This is a genomic window from Polaromonas sp. CG_23.6 (assembly GCF_029892315.1).
Classification (GTDB): Bacteria; Pseudomonadota; Gammaproteobacteria; order Burkholderiales; family Burkholderiaceae_C; genus Polaromonas.
The window spans coordinates 668,195-685,509 of record NZ_JARXUY010000001.1 but is presented as its reverse complement, the minus strand read 5'-3'; the positions used below and the strand labels follow the sequence as shown (position 1 = coordinate 685,509).

At 60.9% G+C, this 17,315-nt stretch carries 18 protein-coding genes; 9 read left to right on the top strand and 9 right to left on the bottom strand.

Annotated features, from left to right (window positions below):
• Positions 1–122: 122 nt before the first annotated feature.
• From tfpZ to H4V98_RS03275, 5 genes are all read right to left on the bottom strand, one after another.
• On the bottom strand, positions 123–860 hold the full coding sequence (gene tfpZ / locus H4V98_RS03295; RefSeq protein WP_231374850.1) for a TfpX/TfpZ family type IV pilin accessory protein: 738 nt from the start codon (positions 858–860) through the stop codon (positions 123–125).
• 126 nt (positions 861–986) lie between these two features.
• Positions 987–1,568, bottom strand: a complete 582-nt coding sequence (locus H4V98_RS03290; RefSeq protein WP_196864522.1) for a prepilin-type N-terminal cleavage/methylation domain-containing protein — start codon at positions 1,566–1,568, stop codon at positions 987–989.
• Between the two features lie 564 nt (positions 1,569–2,132).
• Positions 2,133–2,702, bottom strand: coding sequence for an FHA domain-containing protein (locus tag H4V98_RS03285; protein ID WP_196864523.1), 570 nt, complete (start codon positions 2,700–2,702; stop codon positions 2,133–2,135).
• 39 nt (positions 2,703–2,741) lie between these two features.
• Complete coding sequence (locus H4V98_RS03280) at positions 2,742–3,527, bottom strand: Stp1/IreP family PP2C-type Ser/Thr phosphatase (RefSeq protein ID WP_196864524.1); 786 nt, start codon at positions 3,525–3,527, stop codon at positions 2,742–2,744.
• A gap of 153 nt (positions 3,528–3,680) precedes the next feature.
• A complete protein-coding gene (locus H4V98_RS03275) occupies positions 3,681–4,382 on the bottom strand; it encodes a TerC family protein (RefSeq protein WP_196864525.1) in 702 nt (233 codons plus the stop codon).
• A 9-nt stretch (positions 4,383–4,391) separates the two neighbouring features.
• On the opposite strand from H4V98_RS03275, the gene H4V98_RS03270 reads away from it, so the two are divergent.
• Positions 4,392–4,517, top strand: coding sequence for a hypothetical protein (locus tag H4V98_RS03270; RefSeq protein ID WP_255532202.1), 126 nt, complete (start codon positions 4,392–4,394; stop codon positions 4,515–4,517).
• Here the strand turns inward: H4V98_RS03270 and sucD are convergent.
• Together sucD and sucC are read right to left on the bottom strand one after the other, a co-directional pair.
• A complete protein-coding gene (gene sucD / locus H4V98_RS03265) occupies positions 4,498–5,394 on the bottom strand; it encodes a succinate--CoA ligase subunit alpha (RefSeq protein WP_196864526.1) in 897 nt (298 codons plus the stop codon). The genes H4V98_RS03270 and sucD overlap by 20 nt on opposite strands.
• Before the next feature lie 65 nt (positions 5,395–5,459).
• Positions 5,460–6,623 carry an ADP-forming succinate--CoA ligase subunit beta gene (sucC, locus tag H4V98_RS03260; protein ID WP_196864527.1) on the bottom strand — a complete coding sequence of 388 codons (1,164 nt, stop codon included), beginning with the start codon at positions 6,621–6,623 and terminating at the stop codon, positions 5,460–5,462.
• Positions 6,624–6,864: 241 nt separating this feature from the next.
• On the opposite strand from sucC, the gene argC reads away from it, so the two are divergent.
• Both argC and H4V98_RS03250 read left to right on the top strand, forming a co-directional pair.
• Positions 6,865–7,776 carry an N-acetyl-gamma-glutamyl-phosphate reductase gene (gene argC / locus H4V98_RS03255; RefSeq protein WP_196864528.1) on the top strand — a complete coding sequence of 304 codons (912 nt, stop codon included), beginning with the start codon at positions 6,865–6,867 and terminating at the stop codon, positions 7,774–7,776.
• A gap of 12 nt (positions 7,777–7,788) precedes the next feature.
• The gene (locus H4V98_RS03250) at positions 7,789–8,922 is read left to right on the top strand and encodes an alcohol dehydrogenase family protein (RefSeq protein WP_280757271.1); all 1,134 of its coding nucleotides are present in this window, start codon (positions 7,789–7,791) and stop codon (positions 8,920–8,922) included.
• Positions 8,923–8,974: 52 nt separating this feature from the next.
• Here H4V98_RS03250 and recX read toward each other — a convergent pair whose 3' ends face one another.
• Positions 8,975–9,448 carry a recombination regulator RecX gene (gene recX, locus H4V98_RS03245; RefSeq protein ID WP_196864529.1) on the bottom strand — a complete coding sequence of 158 codons (474 nt, stop codon included), beginning with the start codon at positions 9,446–9,448 and terminating at the stop codon, positions 8,975–8,977.
• 112 nt (positions 9,449–9,560) lie between these two features.
• Positions 9,561–10,724 carry a recombinase RecA gene (recA, locus tag H4V98_RS03240; RefSeq protein WP_196864530.1) on the bottom strand — a complete coding sequence of 388 codons (1,164 nt, stop codon included), beginning with the start codon at positions 10,722–10,724 and terminating at the stop codon, positions 9,561–9,563.
• A gap of 188 nt (positions 10,725–10,912) precedes the next feature.
• On the opposite strand from recA, the gene H4V98_RS03235 reads away from it, so the two are divergent.
• The 6 genes from H4V98_RS03235 (at position 10,913) to H4V98_RS03210 (ending at position 17,250) form a co-directional block, all read left to right on the top strand.
• Positions 10,913–11,410 carry a MarR family transcriptional regulator gene (locus tag H4V98_RS03235; RefSeq protein WP_196864531.1) on the top strand — a complete coding sequence of 166 codons (498 nt, stop codon included), beginning with the start codon at positions 10,913–10,915 and terminating at the stop codon, positions 11,408–11,410.
• Between the two features lie 144 nt (positions 11,411–11,554).
• Positions 11,555–12,229, top strand: coding sequence for a response regulator transcription factor (locus H4V98_RS03230; RefSeq protein WP_196864532.1), 675 nt, complete (start codon positions 11,555–11,557; stop codon positions 12,227–12,229).
• Between the two features lie 235 nt (positions 12,230–12,464).
• Positions 12,465–13,904 (top strand): sensor histidine kinase, encoded by a 1,440-nt coding sequence (locus H4V98_RS03225; protein WP_196864533.1) that lies wholly within the window; start codon positions 12,465–12,467, stop codon positions 13,902–13,904.
• A gap of 298 nt (positions 13,905–14,202) precedes the next feature.
• Positions 14,203–15,588 (top strand): glutamine synthetase family protein, encoded by a 1,386-nt coding sequence (locus H4V98_RS03220; protein ID WP_196864534.1) that lies wholly within the window; start codon positions 14,203–14,205, stop codon positions 15,586–15,588.
• Positions 15,589–15,607: 19 nt separating this feature from the next.
• On the top strand, positions 15,608–16,120 hold the full coding sequence (locus H4V98_RS03215; protein WP_196864535.1) for a GNAT family N-acetyltransferase: 513 nt from the start codon (positions 15,608–15,610) through the stop codon (positions 16,118–16,120).
• Positions 16,117–17,250 (top strand): iron-containing alcohol dehydrogenase, encoded by a 1,134-nt coding sequence (locus H4V98_RS03210; RefSeq protein ID WP_196864536.1) that lies wholly within the window; start codon positions 16,117–16,119, stop codon positions 17,248–17,250. Before H4V98_RS03215 ends, H4V98_RS03210 begins: the two co-directional genes overlap by 4 nt.
• Positions 17,251–17,315 lie beyond the last annotated feature (65 nt).

Genomic DNA, 17,315 nt, shown 5'->3' with positions numbered 1-17,315 from the left:
CAATTCAATGAGAAAAACGGATTCTCCAATTTTCTAGCGGGTTCATCGGTTCTTGATGAAAAAGCTGTGCTGCCCCGTTCGTACTTGCGGAAAGCCCAAACCGTTCTAAAAAACTATCGCCCTTAAAACCCGTCACCGCGCAGGAACCCCTGGATCTGGCCCTGCTTGTCAAGCACGGCGACCCAGTCCTGGCGGGCAACGACCGGCAAGTAAAACCACTCTTTCAGGTCAACGCCTTTTTCAAGCGCCAGCTTGCGGGCGGCGTCTTGCTGGTCGGGGTACTTTTCCAGAAACATCGGCAGAGGCTTGGCGCGTTTCAGGGACTTGAGGGCTGCTTCGCCTTCGTAGGGGATATAGAACTCGGGGCGCTCGGCGTAGTCGCGACCGCCCTGGATGGAGTCGAACATGACTTTGTTGCGTTCTTGGGTATCGTTTGGTTCGCGGATGGTCACCGTCATCGGCATTTTCCACCAATGGGGCTGCAAAGCCGCAGGTAACGCAGCAGCTGCAGCCTCGTCCAGCACTGGTCCCGCTATGACTTTGAAGCGATCAACTTCCTGCACCAGAAACAACGGCCGCGCCTGCCATACGGTATGCAGACCGTAGCCCAAGGCGCCGAGTTGGATCAGCGCAACCAGTCCCAAATCACGCCACAGCTCGGCATGAGGCTTGGCAGGGTTGAAAATCACCATTGTCAGTAAAGGACCGCACACCACGTCTACCGCCACCACCAGCAAAAATAATTCGCGTCCACCTGACAGTTCGCGGTATGGATAGGGATACCACAATCCAAACACCAAGGCTGCGGCAAACAACGCCACAATTAGGCTACACAGCAAGTGAATAGCGGCTGCCCGCATTGCTGTATGAGTGCGAAAAGCAAAAGTTGTGGTCACCATAAAAGAAAAACTAGAAAAAAATAATTAATTGCCAATTTTTTAGCAAAAAAGCGCCGAAGCGCTCTATATTTTTCGCTTAACTATGGATTAACGGCATTCAGAAGGAGCGTATTTCGCAGGCAAAGTACCTACAGCTCTATTTGCAAGACCACGACCTGTTGCAGCCAAAACAGTAGTGCTAGCACAAGCCCAATCTATGGCGCCAACTGCTGCGGAAGTCGGTGCAACGCCAAGGACATTTGGAGAGAACACCAAAGTGTTATTTAACAATCCGGTTGGAATACCATTGCCTGCCGTAGCATTAATGGTGACAAAGATTGGCCATGTACCAGTGGCGGCAGGAACATAAGCAGCACAAGCAGCCCCAGTTAAAGCGGCAGCTCCAACGCAATAATTACCGACATATTTTGATTGCTTAGGAGCTGCAAGGGTTGTGTTAATGGAAACCGCAGTTGTATTCAGACCAGTCACACCATCCGACTGAAAAGCTTCGCTCATCAAACCCTTTACAGAGGACCCAGCAATTACCGCTTCACTTACCTTCGCCCGCACCGTGTAGTCCTGATAAGCCGGCAAAGCCACAGCCGCCAAAATACCAATAATCGCCACAACGATCATCAATTCGATCAGGGTGAAACCCTTTTGAGCCATTTGCATGGAACGCTTCATGAGAAAACTCCTTGGTTGGAAAAAGACTTGCCGTCAACTATTGCAGGTTGCGTGCCAAGTCCTGGAAGTTAATTCTTGCATCAAAAAATGTGACTTTTGTCACGTCTGAAACATTTTGATTACTTTTTTTGTCACAAAATAAAACATAAGCGACATTTTTGTCACTTGGCGCAACAGACAGAACAGTTTTCGAATCAATGGGCCAGCAGCACTTTTCTTATAAGTTCGCAAGCTGTGTCGTAAGGCATCAAGCCAATCTGTACCGGTCTCAACGTCCTTCGCCGTGTGGCTTCAGGTCGCTTGCAACAGATAACTTCCTTCAGCGCGCTTTGACCCCGGCCCGGTTCAACCGAGTCGGCAAGCCAGCTACAGCAACTGTCGTTCGGCCTTCGGGCGCGCGTCAGTGTCGTCAACATTGGCTGCAGATATGGGAATGCCGCAGCACCATTTTTGTCCCTTTGGCTTGACTTGCAGCTTTCTCATCCGGGACTGCAGTGACGCGGGAATTTTTCAGCAATCAGGTTGGCAATACAACGCAAACGCCGCATCAACCAGCGATTTTTCTCACTGCTGCACGAATTGCATCTGCGTTCCCGCCAGCTCAATCATGTCACCATGGTTGAGCGCCACGGGCTGCGCGCCTACAGCCGCGCCATTGAGCATCGGCTGACTACTGCCCTCAACATGGGTAACCACAAAGCCTTGGGAAGTTCTGGAAATGCTGGCAACGCCCACGCCGGCTTTGCCTATGGTTGTTACGGGCTTGACCAGTGCCAATTCACGACCGGCTGCAGGGCCGGATATCACCTTGATGGCACCGTTGATGGCGCTTTCACCGAAGTTGGCCTCGTCAACATACTGGATTTTGTACTTGCCAATTTCCACTGTGTCGCCGTGGTGCAGCTGTTGCTGCTTCTTGACGGTCTTGCCGTTGACATAGGTACCGTTGGTGCTGTTGAGGTCTTCGACATGAACTTCAGAACCCGACATCTGCACCACAGCATGTTCTCCACTCACAGCCATGTTGTCTATCACGATGTCGTTGTAGGGCCGGCGACCCAGTGACGTGCGGTCTTTCGTCAACTGGACTTCCTTGAGGACCGCGCCGTCCAGGTAAATAATCATTTTAGGCATTACCGGTTCCTCTGAGTTTTGAATTTTTTTAGCACAGCGCTATTTTCCCAGCATTCTGGACAGCAGGCTGCGACGCAAGGCGTTTTCTACGGCATGCACCAGCAAAACCGAGATATTGTCGCGCCCGCCGCTGTCGTTCGCTACACGGACCAGCGCTGCTGCTTTTTGCTGCAATGTGCCTGGGACATTCACGATGGCTTCGATCACGGGGTCCAGCACCATGTCCGACAGGCCGTCAGAACACATCAGATAAAGATCGTCCGGCTCAACCCGATGCTCGTTGATTTCAAGGCAAACCGCATTCTCAATGCCCAAGGCTCGTGTGATGAGGTTGCGGTGCGGCGACGTCAGTGCCTGCTGGGCTGTCAGCAGTCCTGCGTCCACCTGCTCCTGCAACAGCGAATGGTCTTTGGTAATTTGCTGCAGGATCCCGCCGCGCAACCGGTAGCAACGGGAGTCGCCGATATGGCCAAGCATCAACCGGGTTTCCAGAAAAACGCCCACCACCAGCGTAGTGCCCATGCCGGCATAGTCGGGATTGGACCAGCCAGCGCTGAAAATCGAATGGTTGACCTGGTTCACGAAGGTTTCAATGGACTGGCGCAGTTCCCTGGAAGAGGACCGGTTGCCGGCCTGCGTCAGCCAGGCAGTCAGCGCTTGGCTGAGAAAGGCGACCGCCATGCCACTGGCCACTTCACCGGCGTTGTAACCGCCCATGCCGTCTGCGAGCAGGCAGAGTCCGGTTTTTGGGTCGAAGGCCACCATGTCTTCATTGTTTTTGCGCACCCGGCCTTGGTCGGTTTGCGCAAAGATTTCATACATCATGGGGTGCTGGGCATGACTTCTGTTGAATCGGCTGGCCCCGGCGAATGCATTGATCCAACCGGTGTCGCCTGAGAAAAACCGGCCGTGTCCCGCCAGTCAGGGCTGCACGTTAACAGACGCCCAAGCAGGGAACAAGGAATTAATGCGCAATATTCAGCCCGCGCCAGCCGGCTTTCGACCAGTTTGAATTACTTTGCCCAGCACCAGCACCAGCAGCGCACCGGCAGCGGCTACGGCATAGCCCCAGTACGCGCCTTCGGGCAGGTAGGGAGCCAGAGCCGGATCGGTGTAAGCCATCTGACCCGCAATCCAGCCAAGCAGCATGGCACCCAGGGTGATGACGACCGGAAAGCGTTCCATCAGCTTGAGCACCAACTGGCTGCCACCGATGATGATGGGAATGCTCACCAACAAACCAAAAATCACCAGCGCCAACTGGTGCTCCTGGTGCGCGCCCTGCGCCGCGCCGGCAATCGCCAGCACGTTGTCCACGCTCATGACCAGATCGGCAATGATGACGGTCTTGACGGCGCCCCAGAGCTTGTCGCTGGAGCTGATGTTGTGATCGCCTTCCGCTTCGGGCACCAGCAGCTTCACGCCGATCCACAGCAGCAGCAAGGCGCCGACGATTTTCAGGTACGGAATGGCCAGCAGCGCCAGCGCAAAGGCAATCAGGATCACGCGCAGGATGATGGCGCCGGCCGTGCCGTAGATGATGCCTTTGGTGCGCTGCTGGGCCGGCAGGTTCCGGCAGGCCAGTGCAATCACCACAGCATTGTCGCCCCCCAGCAAAATGTCGATCATGATGATCTGCCCCACTGCCAGCCAGAAGCTGGCGGTCATGAACTCTTCCATGGAAACCTCGTGAAAAATGAAAAAGACCGATTGTCAGTGATGACAACCGGTCTGTCTGTTGTGGCTAACCGCAATACGCGCTACGTTCAAGGCGCGGATTGCGGCAGCGAAGCACTTATTTCAGCAGGGCTTTGAGCAACTTCGCCATTTCCGACGGATTGCGCGTGATGGTGAAGCCGCAGGCTTCCATGATCGCCAGCTTGGCGTCGGCCGTGTCAGCGCCGCCAGAAATCAAGGCACCGGCATGGCCCATGCGCTTGCCGGCCGGGGCCGTCACGCCAGCGATGAAGCCGACGATAGGTTTTTTCATGTTCAGCTTGCACCATTCAGCCGCTTCGGCTTCGTCCGGGCCGCCGATTTCGCCAATCATGATGACCGCGTCGGTGTTCGGGTCGTCATTGAAGGCGCGCATCACGTCGATGTGCTTGAGGCCATTGATCGGGTCGCCGCCAATGCCGACAGCCGTGGACTGGCCCAGGCCGATTTCGGTCAGTTGCGCCACAGCTTCGTAGGTCAGCGTGCCTGAGCGGCTCACAACGCCAATGCGGCCGGCGCGGTGGATGTGACCGGGCATGATGCCGATCTTGATCTCGTCAGGCGTGATCAGGCCGGGGCAGTTGGGGCCGAGCAGCAGCGTGCGCTTGCCGCCGGCGGCTTCCTTGGCTTTCATGCGGTTGCGCACTTCGAGCATGTCCTTGACCGGAATGCCTTCGGTGATGCAGATGGCCAGGTCGAGGTTGGCTTCGACGGCTTCCCAGATGGCGGCAGCGGCGCCTGCGGGCGGCACGTAGATGACCGACACGGTCGCGCCAGTGGCATTGGCCGCTTCGCTCACGTTGGCAAAAATCGGGATGCCTTCGAAGTCTTCGCCGGCGCGCTTGGGGTTCACGCCCGCCACGAACGCTTCGCGTCCGTTGGCATAGTCGCGGCACATGCGGGTGTGGAATTGACCGGTCTTGCCGGTAATGCCTTGCGTGATGACTTTGGTATTTTTGTTGATGTAGATAGACATGGGATTACCTATTCAGTTGGGGACAGAACTGGCCTGCTGCGCAGTCTGCGGTCTGTCCCACACAATTATTTCGATACAGCTTCGACGATTTTGGTCGCAGCGTCGGCCATGGTGTCTGCGGCGATGATGGGCAAGCCCGAGTCGGCCAGCATTTTCTTGCCCAGGTCTTCGTTGGTGCCCTTCATGCGCACGACCAGCGGCACGCTCAGGTTCACGGCCTTGCAGGCGGCGATGATGCCGTCGGCAATGGTGTCGCACTTCATGATGCCGCCGAAGATGTTGACCAGGATGCCCTTGACTTCAGGGTTCTTGAGCATGATCTTGAAGGCTTCGGTGACTTTTTCAGCCGTCGCGCCGCCGCCGACGTCCAGGAAGTTGGCCGGCTCGCCGCCGAACAGCTTGATGGTGTCCATGGTGGCCATGGCCAGGCCGGCGCCGTTGACCAGGCAACCGATGTTGCCGTCCAGGCTGATGTAGGCCAGGTCAAACTTGCTGGCTTCGACTTCAGCCGCGTCTTCTTCGTCCAGGTCGCGGTAAGCAACGATGTCCGCGTGGCGGAAAAGCGCGTTCGGGTCAAAGTTGAACTTGGCGTCCAGCGCCATCAACTCGTTCTTGCTGTTGCGGTTCAGCGGGTTGATTTCAACCAGCGACGCGTCGGTGTCCATGTAGCACTTGTAGAGCTTCTGGAAAATGTCCACGGCCTGTGCGGTGGACTCTGCCGGCAGCCCAATGGCGTTGGCTATCTTCGTGGCTTGCGCTTCGTCCAGGCCCGTCAGGGGGTCGATGAACTCGGTGATGATTTTCTCGGGCGTGGAATGGGCCACTTCCTCGATGTCCATGCCGCCTTCGCTTGACGCGATGAAGGCAACTTTTTGCGTGGCGCGATCGGTAACCAGCGACACGTAGTATTCCTTCTGGATGTCGGCGCCGTCTTCGATGTAAAGGCGACGAACCTTCTGGCCTTCGGGGCCGGTCTGGTGCGTCTTGAGCTGCATGCCGAGGATTTCGCCAGCGATGCGCTTGACGTCTTCAATCGTCTTGGCCACCTTCACGCCGCCGCCCTTGCCGCGACCGCCCGCATGGATCTGCGCCTTGACCACCCACACCGGGCCGCCGAGTTTTTGTGCGGCTTCCACCGCCTCTTGCACCGTGAACGCCGGAATGCCGCGCGGCACTGGCACACCAAAATTGCGCAAGATTTCCTTGCCTTGGTACTCGTGAATTTTCATGAAAAAACCTTCAGGATTCAGTAAGAAGAGGGGTGCAACAGGAGCTGGGCAAGGCTGTTGGGAAGTGAAAAACAGGCCATATCGGCGCAAAACCAGCATGTTAGCGTTTACTGCAGGCAGCAGCATGGAACTGTATCATGCTGCGATGCACCAAACTTATCTGGTTCTTACACAGACAAGTGCGAAAAACCGAACCCGAAATATTGGCCCTGTGAAACAGTGGTTTTAGCTGAAAGTATTTATGCCCAAAATTTTCATCGACGGCGAAGCCGGCACCACCGGCCTGCAGATTCGTGAACGTCTGCAGGCCATGCCGCAGATCGAACTGGTCAGCATTGCGCCCGAGTTGCGCAAGGACCCGACCGCCAAGCGCGACCTGATGGCGCAGGTGGACCTGGTCATTTTGTGCCTGCATGACGACGCAGCACGTGAGTCGGTCGCCATGATCGACTCACTGCCGGGCAAAAAACCCAAGATCATCGACGCCTCGACCGCGCACCGCACGGCGCCGGACTGGGTATTTGGTTTTCCCGAACTGATGGTAGGCCAGCGCGAAGCCATCATGGCCGCCGACCGTGTGGCCAATCCCGGTTGTTACGCCACCGGCGCCATTGCACTGATTCGGCCGCTGGTCGATGCAGGCTTGATGCCAGCCGACTTTCCCTTGAGCCTGCCGTCGATCAGCGGCTATTCGGGCGGTGGCCGCCAGATGATCGAAGCCTACGAAGCAGGCACCGCGCCCGCTTTCGAGCTGTACGGCCTGAGCCTGGAGCATAAGCACCTGCCCGAGATCATGAAATACACCGGCATGCGCCGCCGGCCGGTGTTCATTCCGTCGGTCGGCAACTTCATCCAGGGCATGCTGGTGCAGTTGCCGCTCCACCTGGACCTGCTGCCCGGTCAGCCGAGCGCCGCGCAAGTCCACGAGGTGCTGGCCAAGCATTACACCGGCAGCCAATGGGTGACAGTGGAAGCCGCACCCGAGTCGGGCAAGCTGGACGCCGTGGCGCTGAAAGACAGCAACAAGATGGAGTTGCGCGTGTTCGGCAACGACGCCCACCACCATGCGGTGCTGGTGGCGCGGCTGGACAACCTGGGCAAGGGCGCCTCGGGCGCGGCAGTGCAAAACCTGCAATTGATGCTGGGGCTTTGACCCTTGGCAGTCATGAAGCCTCAAGACCCCAAGCGCTTTGACCTGACAGAAGGCCTGGTCACGATGAAGGCCGTGGTCACGACCGGCCATGGCGGCTACGAGCAGCTGGTGTACCGGGACGTCCCGGTTCCCGTTCCGGGCCCATGCGAGGTCTTGCTGCAGGTGCTGGCTTCCAGCGTCAACAACACCGACATCAATACCCGCCTGGGCTGGTACTCGGCCACCGTCACCACCGCCACGCAAGACGCGGCAACGGCAAGGGATGCCAACGCGGCCAGCCCGACACCCGACGGCGGCTGGGGCCAGCCCACGCCGTTTCCCTTTATCCAGGGCACCGACTGCTGCGGCCGCGTGGTGGCCGTGGCGCCGGGTGGCGACGCGCGCCTGATCGGGCAGCGCGTGCTGGTGCGGCCCAGCATCCGGCCTTCGGGCTTCGACGCTCTGGACAACCTCTGGATGGGCTCGGACTTTGACGGCGCCTTCGCGCAGTTCGTCAAGGTGCCCGCCAGCGAGGTGTTTGCAGTTAACAGCGACTGGAGCGATGCCGAACTGGCCACCATCCCGTGCGCCTACGGCACCGCCGAAAACATGCTGCACCGGGCCAATTTGCGCGCCGGCGAGCAGGTCGTGGTGGCGGGCGCGTCGGGCGGCGTCGGCTCAGCCGTGGTGCAGCTGGCCAAGCGGCGCGGCGCCATCGTCACGGCCATCGCGGGGAAATCCAAAATGGGCCACGTGAAGTCGCTGGGCGCCGACCGCGTGGTGGCGCGCGATGACGACCTGGTGGCCTGCCTGGGCGAAAACACCGTGGACCTGGTGGTGGACAACGTCGCCGGGCCGGCATTTGGCGACATGCTCAAGCTGCTCAAGCCGGGCGGCCGCTATGTCTCGTCGGGCGCGATTGCCGGCCCGCTGGTGACGCTGGACCTGCGCACGCTGTACCTGAAGAACCTCACGCTGCTGGGCTGTACCGCCTGGGACGAGCCGGTGTTTGCCAACCTGGTGGCCTACATCGAGCGCGGCGAACTGCGGCCGCTGGTGGCGCAAAGCTTTGCGCTGGCGCAGATCGCGCAGGCGCAGCGCGCGTTTCTGGACAAAACCCATGTCGGCAAGTTCGTGCTGATTCCGCCCGCACCAGGCCAGGCGTGACGCCGCTTGGCGGGGATGTCGGATTACGCTGCGCTAATTCGGCCTACGCGAGCTAGTCCTCGTCCGCGTGCGTCACGACGCGGTGAATCACGTCGCCGCCAAAGCCCCGGGCGGCCAGAAAGCGCATCTGCTTGGCGCGTCCGGCCGCGTCCGGCGCGGGGCCGTCAAACTTCTTGCGCCAGATCTCGCGAGCGCGCTCCAGTTCGCTGGCCTTGAGGCGGCTCACTGCCTCGGCCACCGCCTCGGCGCCCAGCCCCTTGTTCAGCAGTTCGTACTTGATGCGTGAAGCGCCAAAGCGGCTGGCGCGGCGGTTGATGACCGATTCAACAACCCGCGCCTCGCTGATGAAATCCTTGGCCTGCAATTCATCCAGCACCTGCGCCAGCTGGCCGGGCGTTTCCTCGTGGTCTTTGAGCTTGCGCTCCAGCTCGGCGCGCGAATGCTCGCGGCCTGCCAGGTAACGCAGGGCGCGGCCTTTGAGCGACAGGCCAAAGCCCGCACGGGCGGCGGGTTTGGCTGAGCTCATGCGGTGGCTGCCAGGCAAGCAGGCAATGCACAATACCTTGCAGCTATATTTTCAATAGCTGCATATGCATATGGGGATTGCGCAAACGCCTTGTTTTGCATACAAAACCAGCTCAAGACTCGATCGGTGCGGCCGGTGGCAAAGGCGCCAGCGGTGCTTTGTCGGCTATCGCTTTCAAAGGCTTTTCTGCCTTGTCGGCTTTCTCGGGCTTGGTGGCTTTTTCAGGCTCGGCGCCGCCTTGCGCCGCCTGCACTGGCGGAATGCCCAGCGATTCGCGGACCTTGTTCTCGATCTCGATGGCCAGCGCCGGGTTTTCCTTCAGGAATTCGCGCGAGTTGTCGCGGCCCTGGCCGATTTTCTCGCCCTTGTAGGCGTACCAGGCACCGGCTTTTTCAACGATGTGGCCGGCCACGCCCAGGTCCAGTACCTCGCCCAGCCGGCTGATGCCTTCGCCGTACAAAATATCGAACTCGGCCATCTTGAATGGCGAAGCCACCTTGTTCTTCACCACCTTGACGCGGGTTTCGTTGCCGATGACCTCGTCGCCCTTCTTGATCGAGCCGATGCGGCGAATGTCCAGCCGCACCGACGCATAGAATTTCAGCGCATTGCCGCCGGTCGTGGTTTCCGGCGAGCCGAACATCACACCGATCTTCATGCGGATCTGGTTGATGAAAATCACCATGCAATTGGCCTTCTTGATGGTGGCGGTCAGCTTGCGCAGCGCCTGGCTCATCAAACGGGCTTGCAGGCCCGGCAGTGAGTCGCCCATCTCGCCTTCGAGTTCGGCCTTGGGGGTGAGCGCCGCCACCGAGTCGATGACGATCAGGTCAACCGCGCCGGAGCGCGTCAGCGAATCGACGATTTCAAGCGCCTGCTCACCGGTGTCTGGCTGCGAGATCAGCAGTTCCTGCAGGTTGACGCCCAACTTTTGCGCGTACTGGATGTCCAGTGCATGCTCGGCATCGACGAAGGCGCAGGTGCCGCCGATTTTCTGCATCTCGGCAATGACCTGCAGCGTCAGCGTGGTTTTGCCCGACGACTCGGGGCCGTAGATTTCAACCACCCGGCCGCGCGGCAAGCCGCCGACGCCGAGCGCAATGTCCAGTCCCAGCGAGCCGGTGGACACCACCTGAATGTCTTCAATCACCTCGCCGGCGCCCAGCTTCATGATGGTGCCTTTGCCAAATTGCTTTTCAATCTGGGCCAGCGCGGCGGCCAGCGCCTTGGCTTTTTCGGTGTTCAGGCCGGGAGCGTTCTTGTTCGGTGCGTCCATGAGGAATTTCCTTAAAAATCAATACGGTAAAAAGTTTTTGCACGCACTTTTCACCAAGAATTTCAGACTGCCACTTGATGCAGTACTGGGTGCATGAACAGTACTTTATGGGCAACATAGGTCAAAGTAAACCCCATTTTTAGTCAGTTTGCCTGATTAAATTTTGCTGTTTCAGTTAGCATGGCCGGATGGATGAAACAACCCTCCCAAGCGCCCATGCAGGCTACGACACCACCTGGCGGCTGACGCACCTGGGCCGCCTGATGGGCGAGGCGTTGCGCCGTTTTGACGCGCGGGTGCTGGCGCTGATGGCCGGCAGCATCGACGTGCCGCTGGCGCTGTCCAACCTGGCAGCGCGCGACCAGGTGGGGGCGGCGCACATTCACATCACCCGGCATCTGGCCGTGGGCGGCTCGCGCCTGACCGACCTGGCGCTCAGTGCCGGCATGAGCAAGCAGGCCATGGGCGAGCTGGTGGACCAGTGCGAAGCCTGGGGCATCGTCCGGCGCGAAGCCGACCCGTACGACCGGCGCGCCCGGCGCGTGGTGTTCACCGAATCCGGCCTGGCCTGGCTGGAGGCTTTTCGCTGCGCCGTGGTGCAGGCCGAAGATGAATTCCGGCGTGCGGTGGGTGCCGATGTGGCGACGGTGGTAGCGCTGGGGCTTGAAGCGTATGCCGTGCCCTGAAAGGACCCGGCAACATTGCGTGGCCTCCTGACAATCTTGTCAGCAGCATGGCAAATGGTTACCCACCTTGGAGCCTAAAATTGAACGGAGAAAAAACCATCACTCCGCACGTCTTGATGCGGCTGATTTCAGGGAGACAAGTCCATGCGTATCTTGATTGCCGAAGACGACCAGGTTCTGGCCGATGGCTTGCTGCGCACCCTGCGTGCGTCCGGCGCTGCGGCAGACCATGTGGCCAGCGGCACGGAAGCCGATGCTGCGCTGATGACCAACACCGAATTCGACCTGCTGATCCTGGACCTCGGCCTGCCGAAAATGCATGGCCTGGAGGTGCTCAAGCGCCTGCGCGCGCGCGGCTCCACGCTGCCGGTGCTGATCCTGACGGCGGCCGACAGCGTCGAGGAGCGCGTCAAGGGACTGGACTACGGCGCCGACGACTACATGGCCAAGCCGTTTTCGCTGCAGGAGCTTGAAGCGCGGGTGCGCGCGCTGGTGCGGCGCGGCATGGGCGGCGCCAGCAGCACCATCAAGCATGGCCCGCTGGTCTATGACCAGGCCGGCCGGGTGGCGACTTTCGACGGCCAGATGATCGAGCTGTCAGCGCGCGAACTGGGCCTGCTCGAAGTGCTGCTGCAGCGCGTCGGCCGCCTGGTCAGCAAGGACCAGCTGGTTGAACGCCTGTGCGAATGGGGCGAGGAAGTCAGCAACAACGCCATCGAGGTCTACATTCACCGGCTGCGCAAAAAGATTGAAAAAGGCCCGGTGCGCATCGCCACCGTGCGCGGGCTGGGCTACTGCTTAGAGAAGATTCCAAGCTAGAGATGGAGCCCCCACGCTCCCCACTGCGTGTGGTTCGCTGCCCCCCGGGGGGGCCGCTGCGCCTGCGGCCCGGCAAAGCCGGTTCCGCGGCCCCGGCTTGCAATTCGCCGATCAGCGAACGGTCGGAGCCCGCCTTCGCCAGCTCAAGCCGCAGGACCGGCTTTGCCGGACTGCAGGCGGGCGGCCCCCTCGGGGGGCAGGGAGCTACACGCAGTGAGCGACCGTGGGGGCCTTCATGAGGCTTTTTCAACGCGAGCGACGCAGCCTGTTCGGCGAGATTCTGGACTGGATGCTCACGCCGCTGCTGCTGCTCTGGCCGATCAGCCTGGTGCTGACCTGGCTGGTGGCGCAGAACATTGCCGGCAAACCCTTCGACCGGGCGCTCGAATACAACGTGCAGGCGCTGGCCAAGCTGCTTGTGGTCAAGAACAACCAGGTCCAGTTCAACCTGACCGCACCGGCGCGCGAAATTCTGCGGGCGGACGACACCGACCTGATCTACTACCAGGTGATGGGCCCGCACGGTGAATTCCTGGGCGGCGAGCGCGCCATGCCCGCGCCGCCGGACGAAGAAAAACCCGGCGATGGCGAAGTGCGGCTGCGCGAGGACATCATCCTGGGCGAGGACGTTCGCGTTGCCTACACCTGGATCAAGGTGGACCTGAAAAGCGCCGTGCCAGCCAGCTTGCCGGTGCTGGTGCAGGTGGCTGAAACGCTGGAAAAGCGCAAGACGCTGGCCACCGAAATCGTCAAGGGCACGATGGTGCCGCAGTTCGTCACGTTGCCGCTGGCGGTGCTGCTGGTGTGGCTGGCACTGGTGCGCGGCATCAAGCCGCTGGCGCAACTCGAAAAGCGCATTCGTGCCCGCAAACCCGACGACATGAGCCCGCTCGACGAGACCGGCGTACCGGAAGAAGTCGTGCCGCTGGTCGATTCGGTCAACGACCTGCTGAGCCGGCTGAAGGCATCGCTGTCGACCCAGCGGCGATTCCTGGCCGATGCTGCGCACCAGCTCAAGACGCCGCTGGCCGGCCTGCGCATGCAAGCCGACCTGGCGCAGCGCGAAACCGATGCAGAGCAGTTGAAAAGTTCTTTGCGGCAAATCGGCCAGGCCAGCATCCGGGCCACGCACACCGTCAACCAGCTGCTGTCGCTGGCACGCGCCGAAACCACCGGCCGGGCGCTGGCCAAGCAGCGCGTGGACCTGGTGAAAATCGTTTCAAGCGTCATGGCCGACTCGGTGCCGCGCGCACTGGACAAGCGCATCGACCTGGGCTATGACGGCCCCGATGCCGGCGAGAATTCCACCCATCTGCAAGGCAATGCGACTTTGCTGGGCGAGCTGGTGCGCAATCTGGTCGACAACGCCATCAACTACACGCCGGTGGGCGGCCATGTCACCGTGCGGCTGATGGTTGACCGCTTCAGCGGCATCCTGGTGCTGATCGTCGAGGACTCGGGGCCGGGCATTCCGGAGTCAGAGCGCGAACTGGTGTTCCAGCCCTTCTACCGGGCGCTGGGAACGAATGTGGACGGCTCGGGCCTGGGCCTGGCCATCGTGCAGGAAATCGCGCAGCAGCATGGCGCGTCGATCACGGTCGAAGACGCCGACCTGCCGGGTCATCCGGACTCGCCCGGTACCCGCATCACGCTGCGGTTTATCGGCACGGCTTGAGTCAAGCCAGGCAAATACCAAAAATATACTAAAACAGGTTCTTGCGCAAGTCCAGCATGCATATACAGCTATTTTTTATATAGCAAAATAACAGGGTCGGCATATTCTGGTTACACAGACTGGCGGGTACGCCTTCAGGCACCTTGACCAAGCGCGGCATCCTTCAGAGCGAACGCAGCAGCCGCGTTACATCGGGTGTTAGTCCTATACCCACTGGGCGCTGGCAGGCGCAAACTTCAAGCTTGGCATAACCCGGGCCGGACAGGCGGCCCACCGGACCCACCGCAAGGAGTTCAGCATGGCGACACCCGCATCGGACAACAGGCTTCATCCCGCCGTGGAAGCGGTCAAGGCGTCGGGCGCGAGCAAGGTCAAGGTGGGGGTCAGCGACATCGACGGCGTGCTGCGCGGCAAGCTGCTGCACAAGGACAAGTTCTTCAGCGTGGCCGAGGCCTATCCGGACGGCGGTTTCGGCTTTTGCGACGTAGTGCTGGGCTGGGACATGACGGACAGCTGCTACGACAACGCCGCTGTCACCGGCGGGCAGCACGGCTTTCCCGATGCACTGACGCGGCTTGACCTGGACACCTTCCGCCGGGTGCCATGGGACGACGGCATTGCGTTTTTCCTCGGCGAATTCGTCAACGCCGATGGCTCGGCGCACGCGCTCTGCCCGCGCCAGACGCTCAAGCGGGTGTTGAAACGGGCCGAGAAAATGGGTTTCAGCGTCATGGCCGGCATGGAATTCGAGTGGTTCAATTTTCTGGAAACGCCGCAAAGCTGGGCCGCCAAGCAGGGTGTGAACCCCGAGCCGCTGACGCCCGGCATGTTTGGCTATTCGCTGCTGCGCATGATGCGCAACCGCGAGTATTTCAAAGCACTGATGGACGAGATGCCGGCCTTCGGCATCCCGATCGAAAGCCTGCACACGGAAACCGGCCCCGGCGTGCTCGAAGCGGCCCTGGGCTTCAGCGAGGCGCTGGCGCAGGCCGACCGGGCGGTGCTGTTCAAGACCGGGGCCAAGGAAATCGGCATGCGCTTTGGCATCATGCCCAGCTTCATGGCCAAGCCGCACGCCAAGCTGCCCGGCTGCAGCGGCCACATCCACCAGAGCCTGTCGGACGGCCAACACAACCTGTTTTACGACGCCGGCAACCCGCGCAAGATGAGCCCGCTGTTTGAAAGCTATGTTGCCGGCCAGGTCGCCTGCATGATGGACTTCGGCCCGATGCTCTGGCCGACCATCAACAGCTACAAGCGGCTGGTCGACGGTTTCTGGGCGCCGGTCAAGCCGACCTGGGGCATCGACAACCGCACCGCCAGCTTCCGGGTGATTGCCGGCAGCCCGAAGGCGACGCGGCTGGAAACCCGCTGCCCGGGCTCCGACGTGAACCCCTACCTGGCCATGGCAGCAGTGGTTGCCGCCGGGCTCGACGGTGTGGAAAAAGGCTTGACGCTCACCGCACCGCCGATCAGCGGCAGCAACGCCGGCGCTGACAACATCGCGCGCGCGCCGCGCACCCTGATCGAAACCACGCGAATCTTTCAGCAGTCTGATATAGCCCGGGACTGGCTGGGCGACGGGTTTGTCGACCACTTCGCCGCCACGCGCGAATGGGAATGGCGGCAGTGGCTCGATGCGGTGACCGACTGGGAATTAAAACGCTATTTCGAAATCATCTAGGCAGGCCAAAAAATTGAACATGAACAAAGCCATACGGCGACTGCAGATGGCGGATGCGCCAGAATACCGGGCCTTTCGCCTGCGCGGCCTGCGTGAACACCCCGACGCCTTCACCTCCAGTTTTGAAGAAGAAAACCTGCGCCCGATGGCCTACACGCAGTCGCGGCTGGGCACGCCGATGACCGAAAAAATCTGGGGTGCCTTTGTCCAGGGCGCTTTAGCCGGCATGGTCGGCCTGAGCCACGAAACACGCCTTAAAAACCGCCACAAGGCCGCACTGGTCAGCCTGTATGTGGCCGGAGAATTCACCGGCCGGGGCCTGGGCCGCGCACTGGTCAACACCGTGCGGCAGGACGCACGGGATTCTGGCGTGGAACTCGTCGTCCTGACGGTGACCGACAGCAACCGTGCCGCCTGCGCGCTGTACGCCCAAGCCGGTTTTTCAGCCTTTGGCGTCGAGCCGGATGCCATCCGCGTGGACGGCATCAGTTTTGGCAAACAGCACATGTTTCTTCAACTTCTCCCATCATGAGAATTACCACCTTTTCCTTTCCCACGCCCATCCATTTTGGCGCTGGCGCGCGCCGCCAAGTGGCGGCGCACCTGCTGCAGGCCGGCTTCAGGCGCCCGCTGGTCGTCACCGACCGGGCGCTGGCCGCGCTGCCGGTGATGGCTGAATTCCTGACGCACCTGGACGGCCTGCAAGTGGAGGTGTTTGCCGGTGTGTTCGGCAACCCCACGCGGCGTCAGGTGATTGCCGGCAGCGCCGCCTACAACGCGCACCGGGCCGACTGCGTGATCGGTTTTGGCGGCGGCGCGGCGCTTGACGTCGCCAAGGTCGTCGGTTTGGCCGCCACCGGCGCAGGCGATATCCTGGACTACGCCTGGGACCATCCACAGGTGCGGCCCATCGAAGGCGAGCTGCCTTACTTCGTCGCCCTGCCGACCACGGCAGGCACCGGTTCGGAAGTCGGCCGCTCCAGCGTCATCAGCGAAGACGACACGCACCTCAAGCGCGTGGTGTTCAGCCCCCGGCTGCTGGCCCGGGCGGTGTTCGCCGACCCCGAACTGACGCTCGGCCTGCCGGCGCATGTCACCGCCGCCACCGGTATGGACGCGCTGACGCACAACATCGAAAGCTATCTGTCGCCCGCCTGGCATCCGCTGTGCGACGGTATTGCGCTTGAAGGCACGCGGCTGGCGGCGCGCGCGCTGCACCTGGCGGTCAGCGAGCCCGGCAACCTGAGCGCGCGCAGCGACATGATGATGGCCTCGATGATGGGCGCGATTGCCTTCCAGAAAGACCTGGGCGCGGTGCATTCCTGCGCGCATGCGCTGGGCGCGGTGTGCGACATGCACCACGGCCTGGCGAATGCGCTGATGATCGACACCGTGCTGGCCTGGAACCATGCGGCGGCACCCGCCAAGTTTGACGAAATTGCGCATGTTTGCGGCCTTTCGGGCGGCGGCGATGCGCTGGTGCCGTGGCTGCGGCAGCTGAAAAGCAGCATCGGCCTGGGCGGCACCCTCTCGGGCCACGGCGTCAAGCCGGCGCAGTTGCCCCGGCTGATCGAGATTGCCACGGCCGACATCTGCCACCGGACCAACCCCCGGCCGTGCAGGGCAGCCGATTTTGAAAGCTTGTTCAACGCCGCCCTGTGAGCGCGCACCGACACCCGGACCTGTGGCCGCGTTGCTGAACTCCAGAAAAACTATTCCTTCCTCCT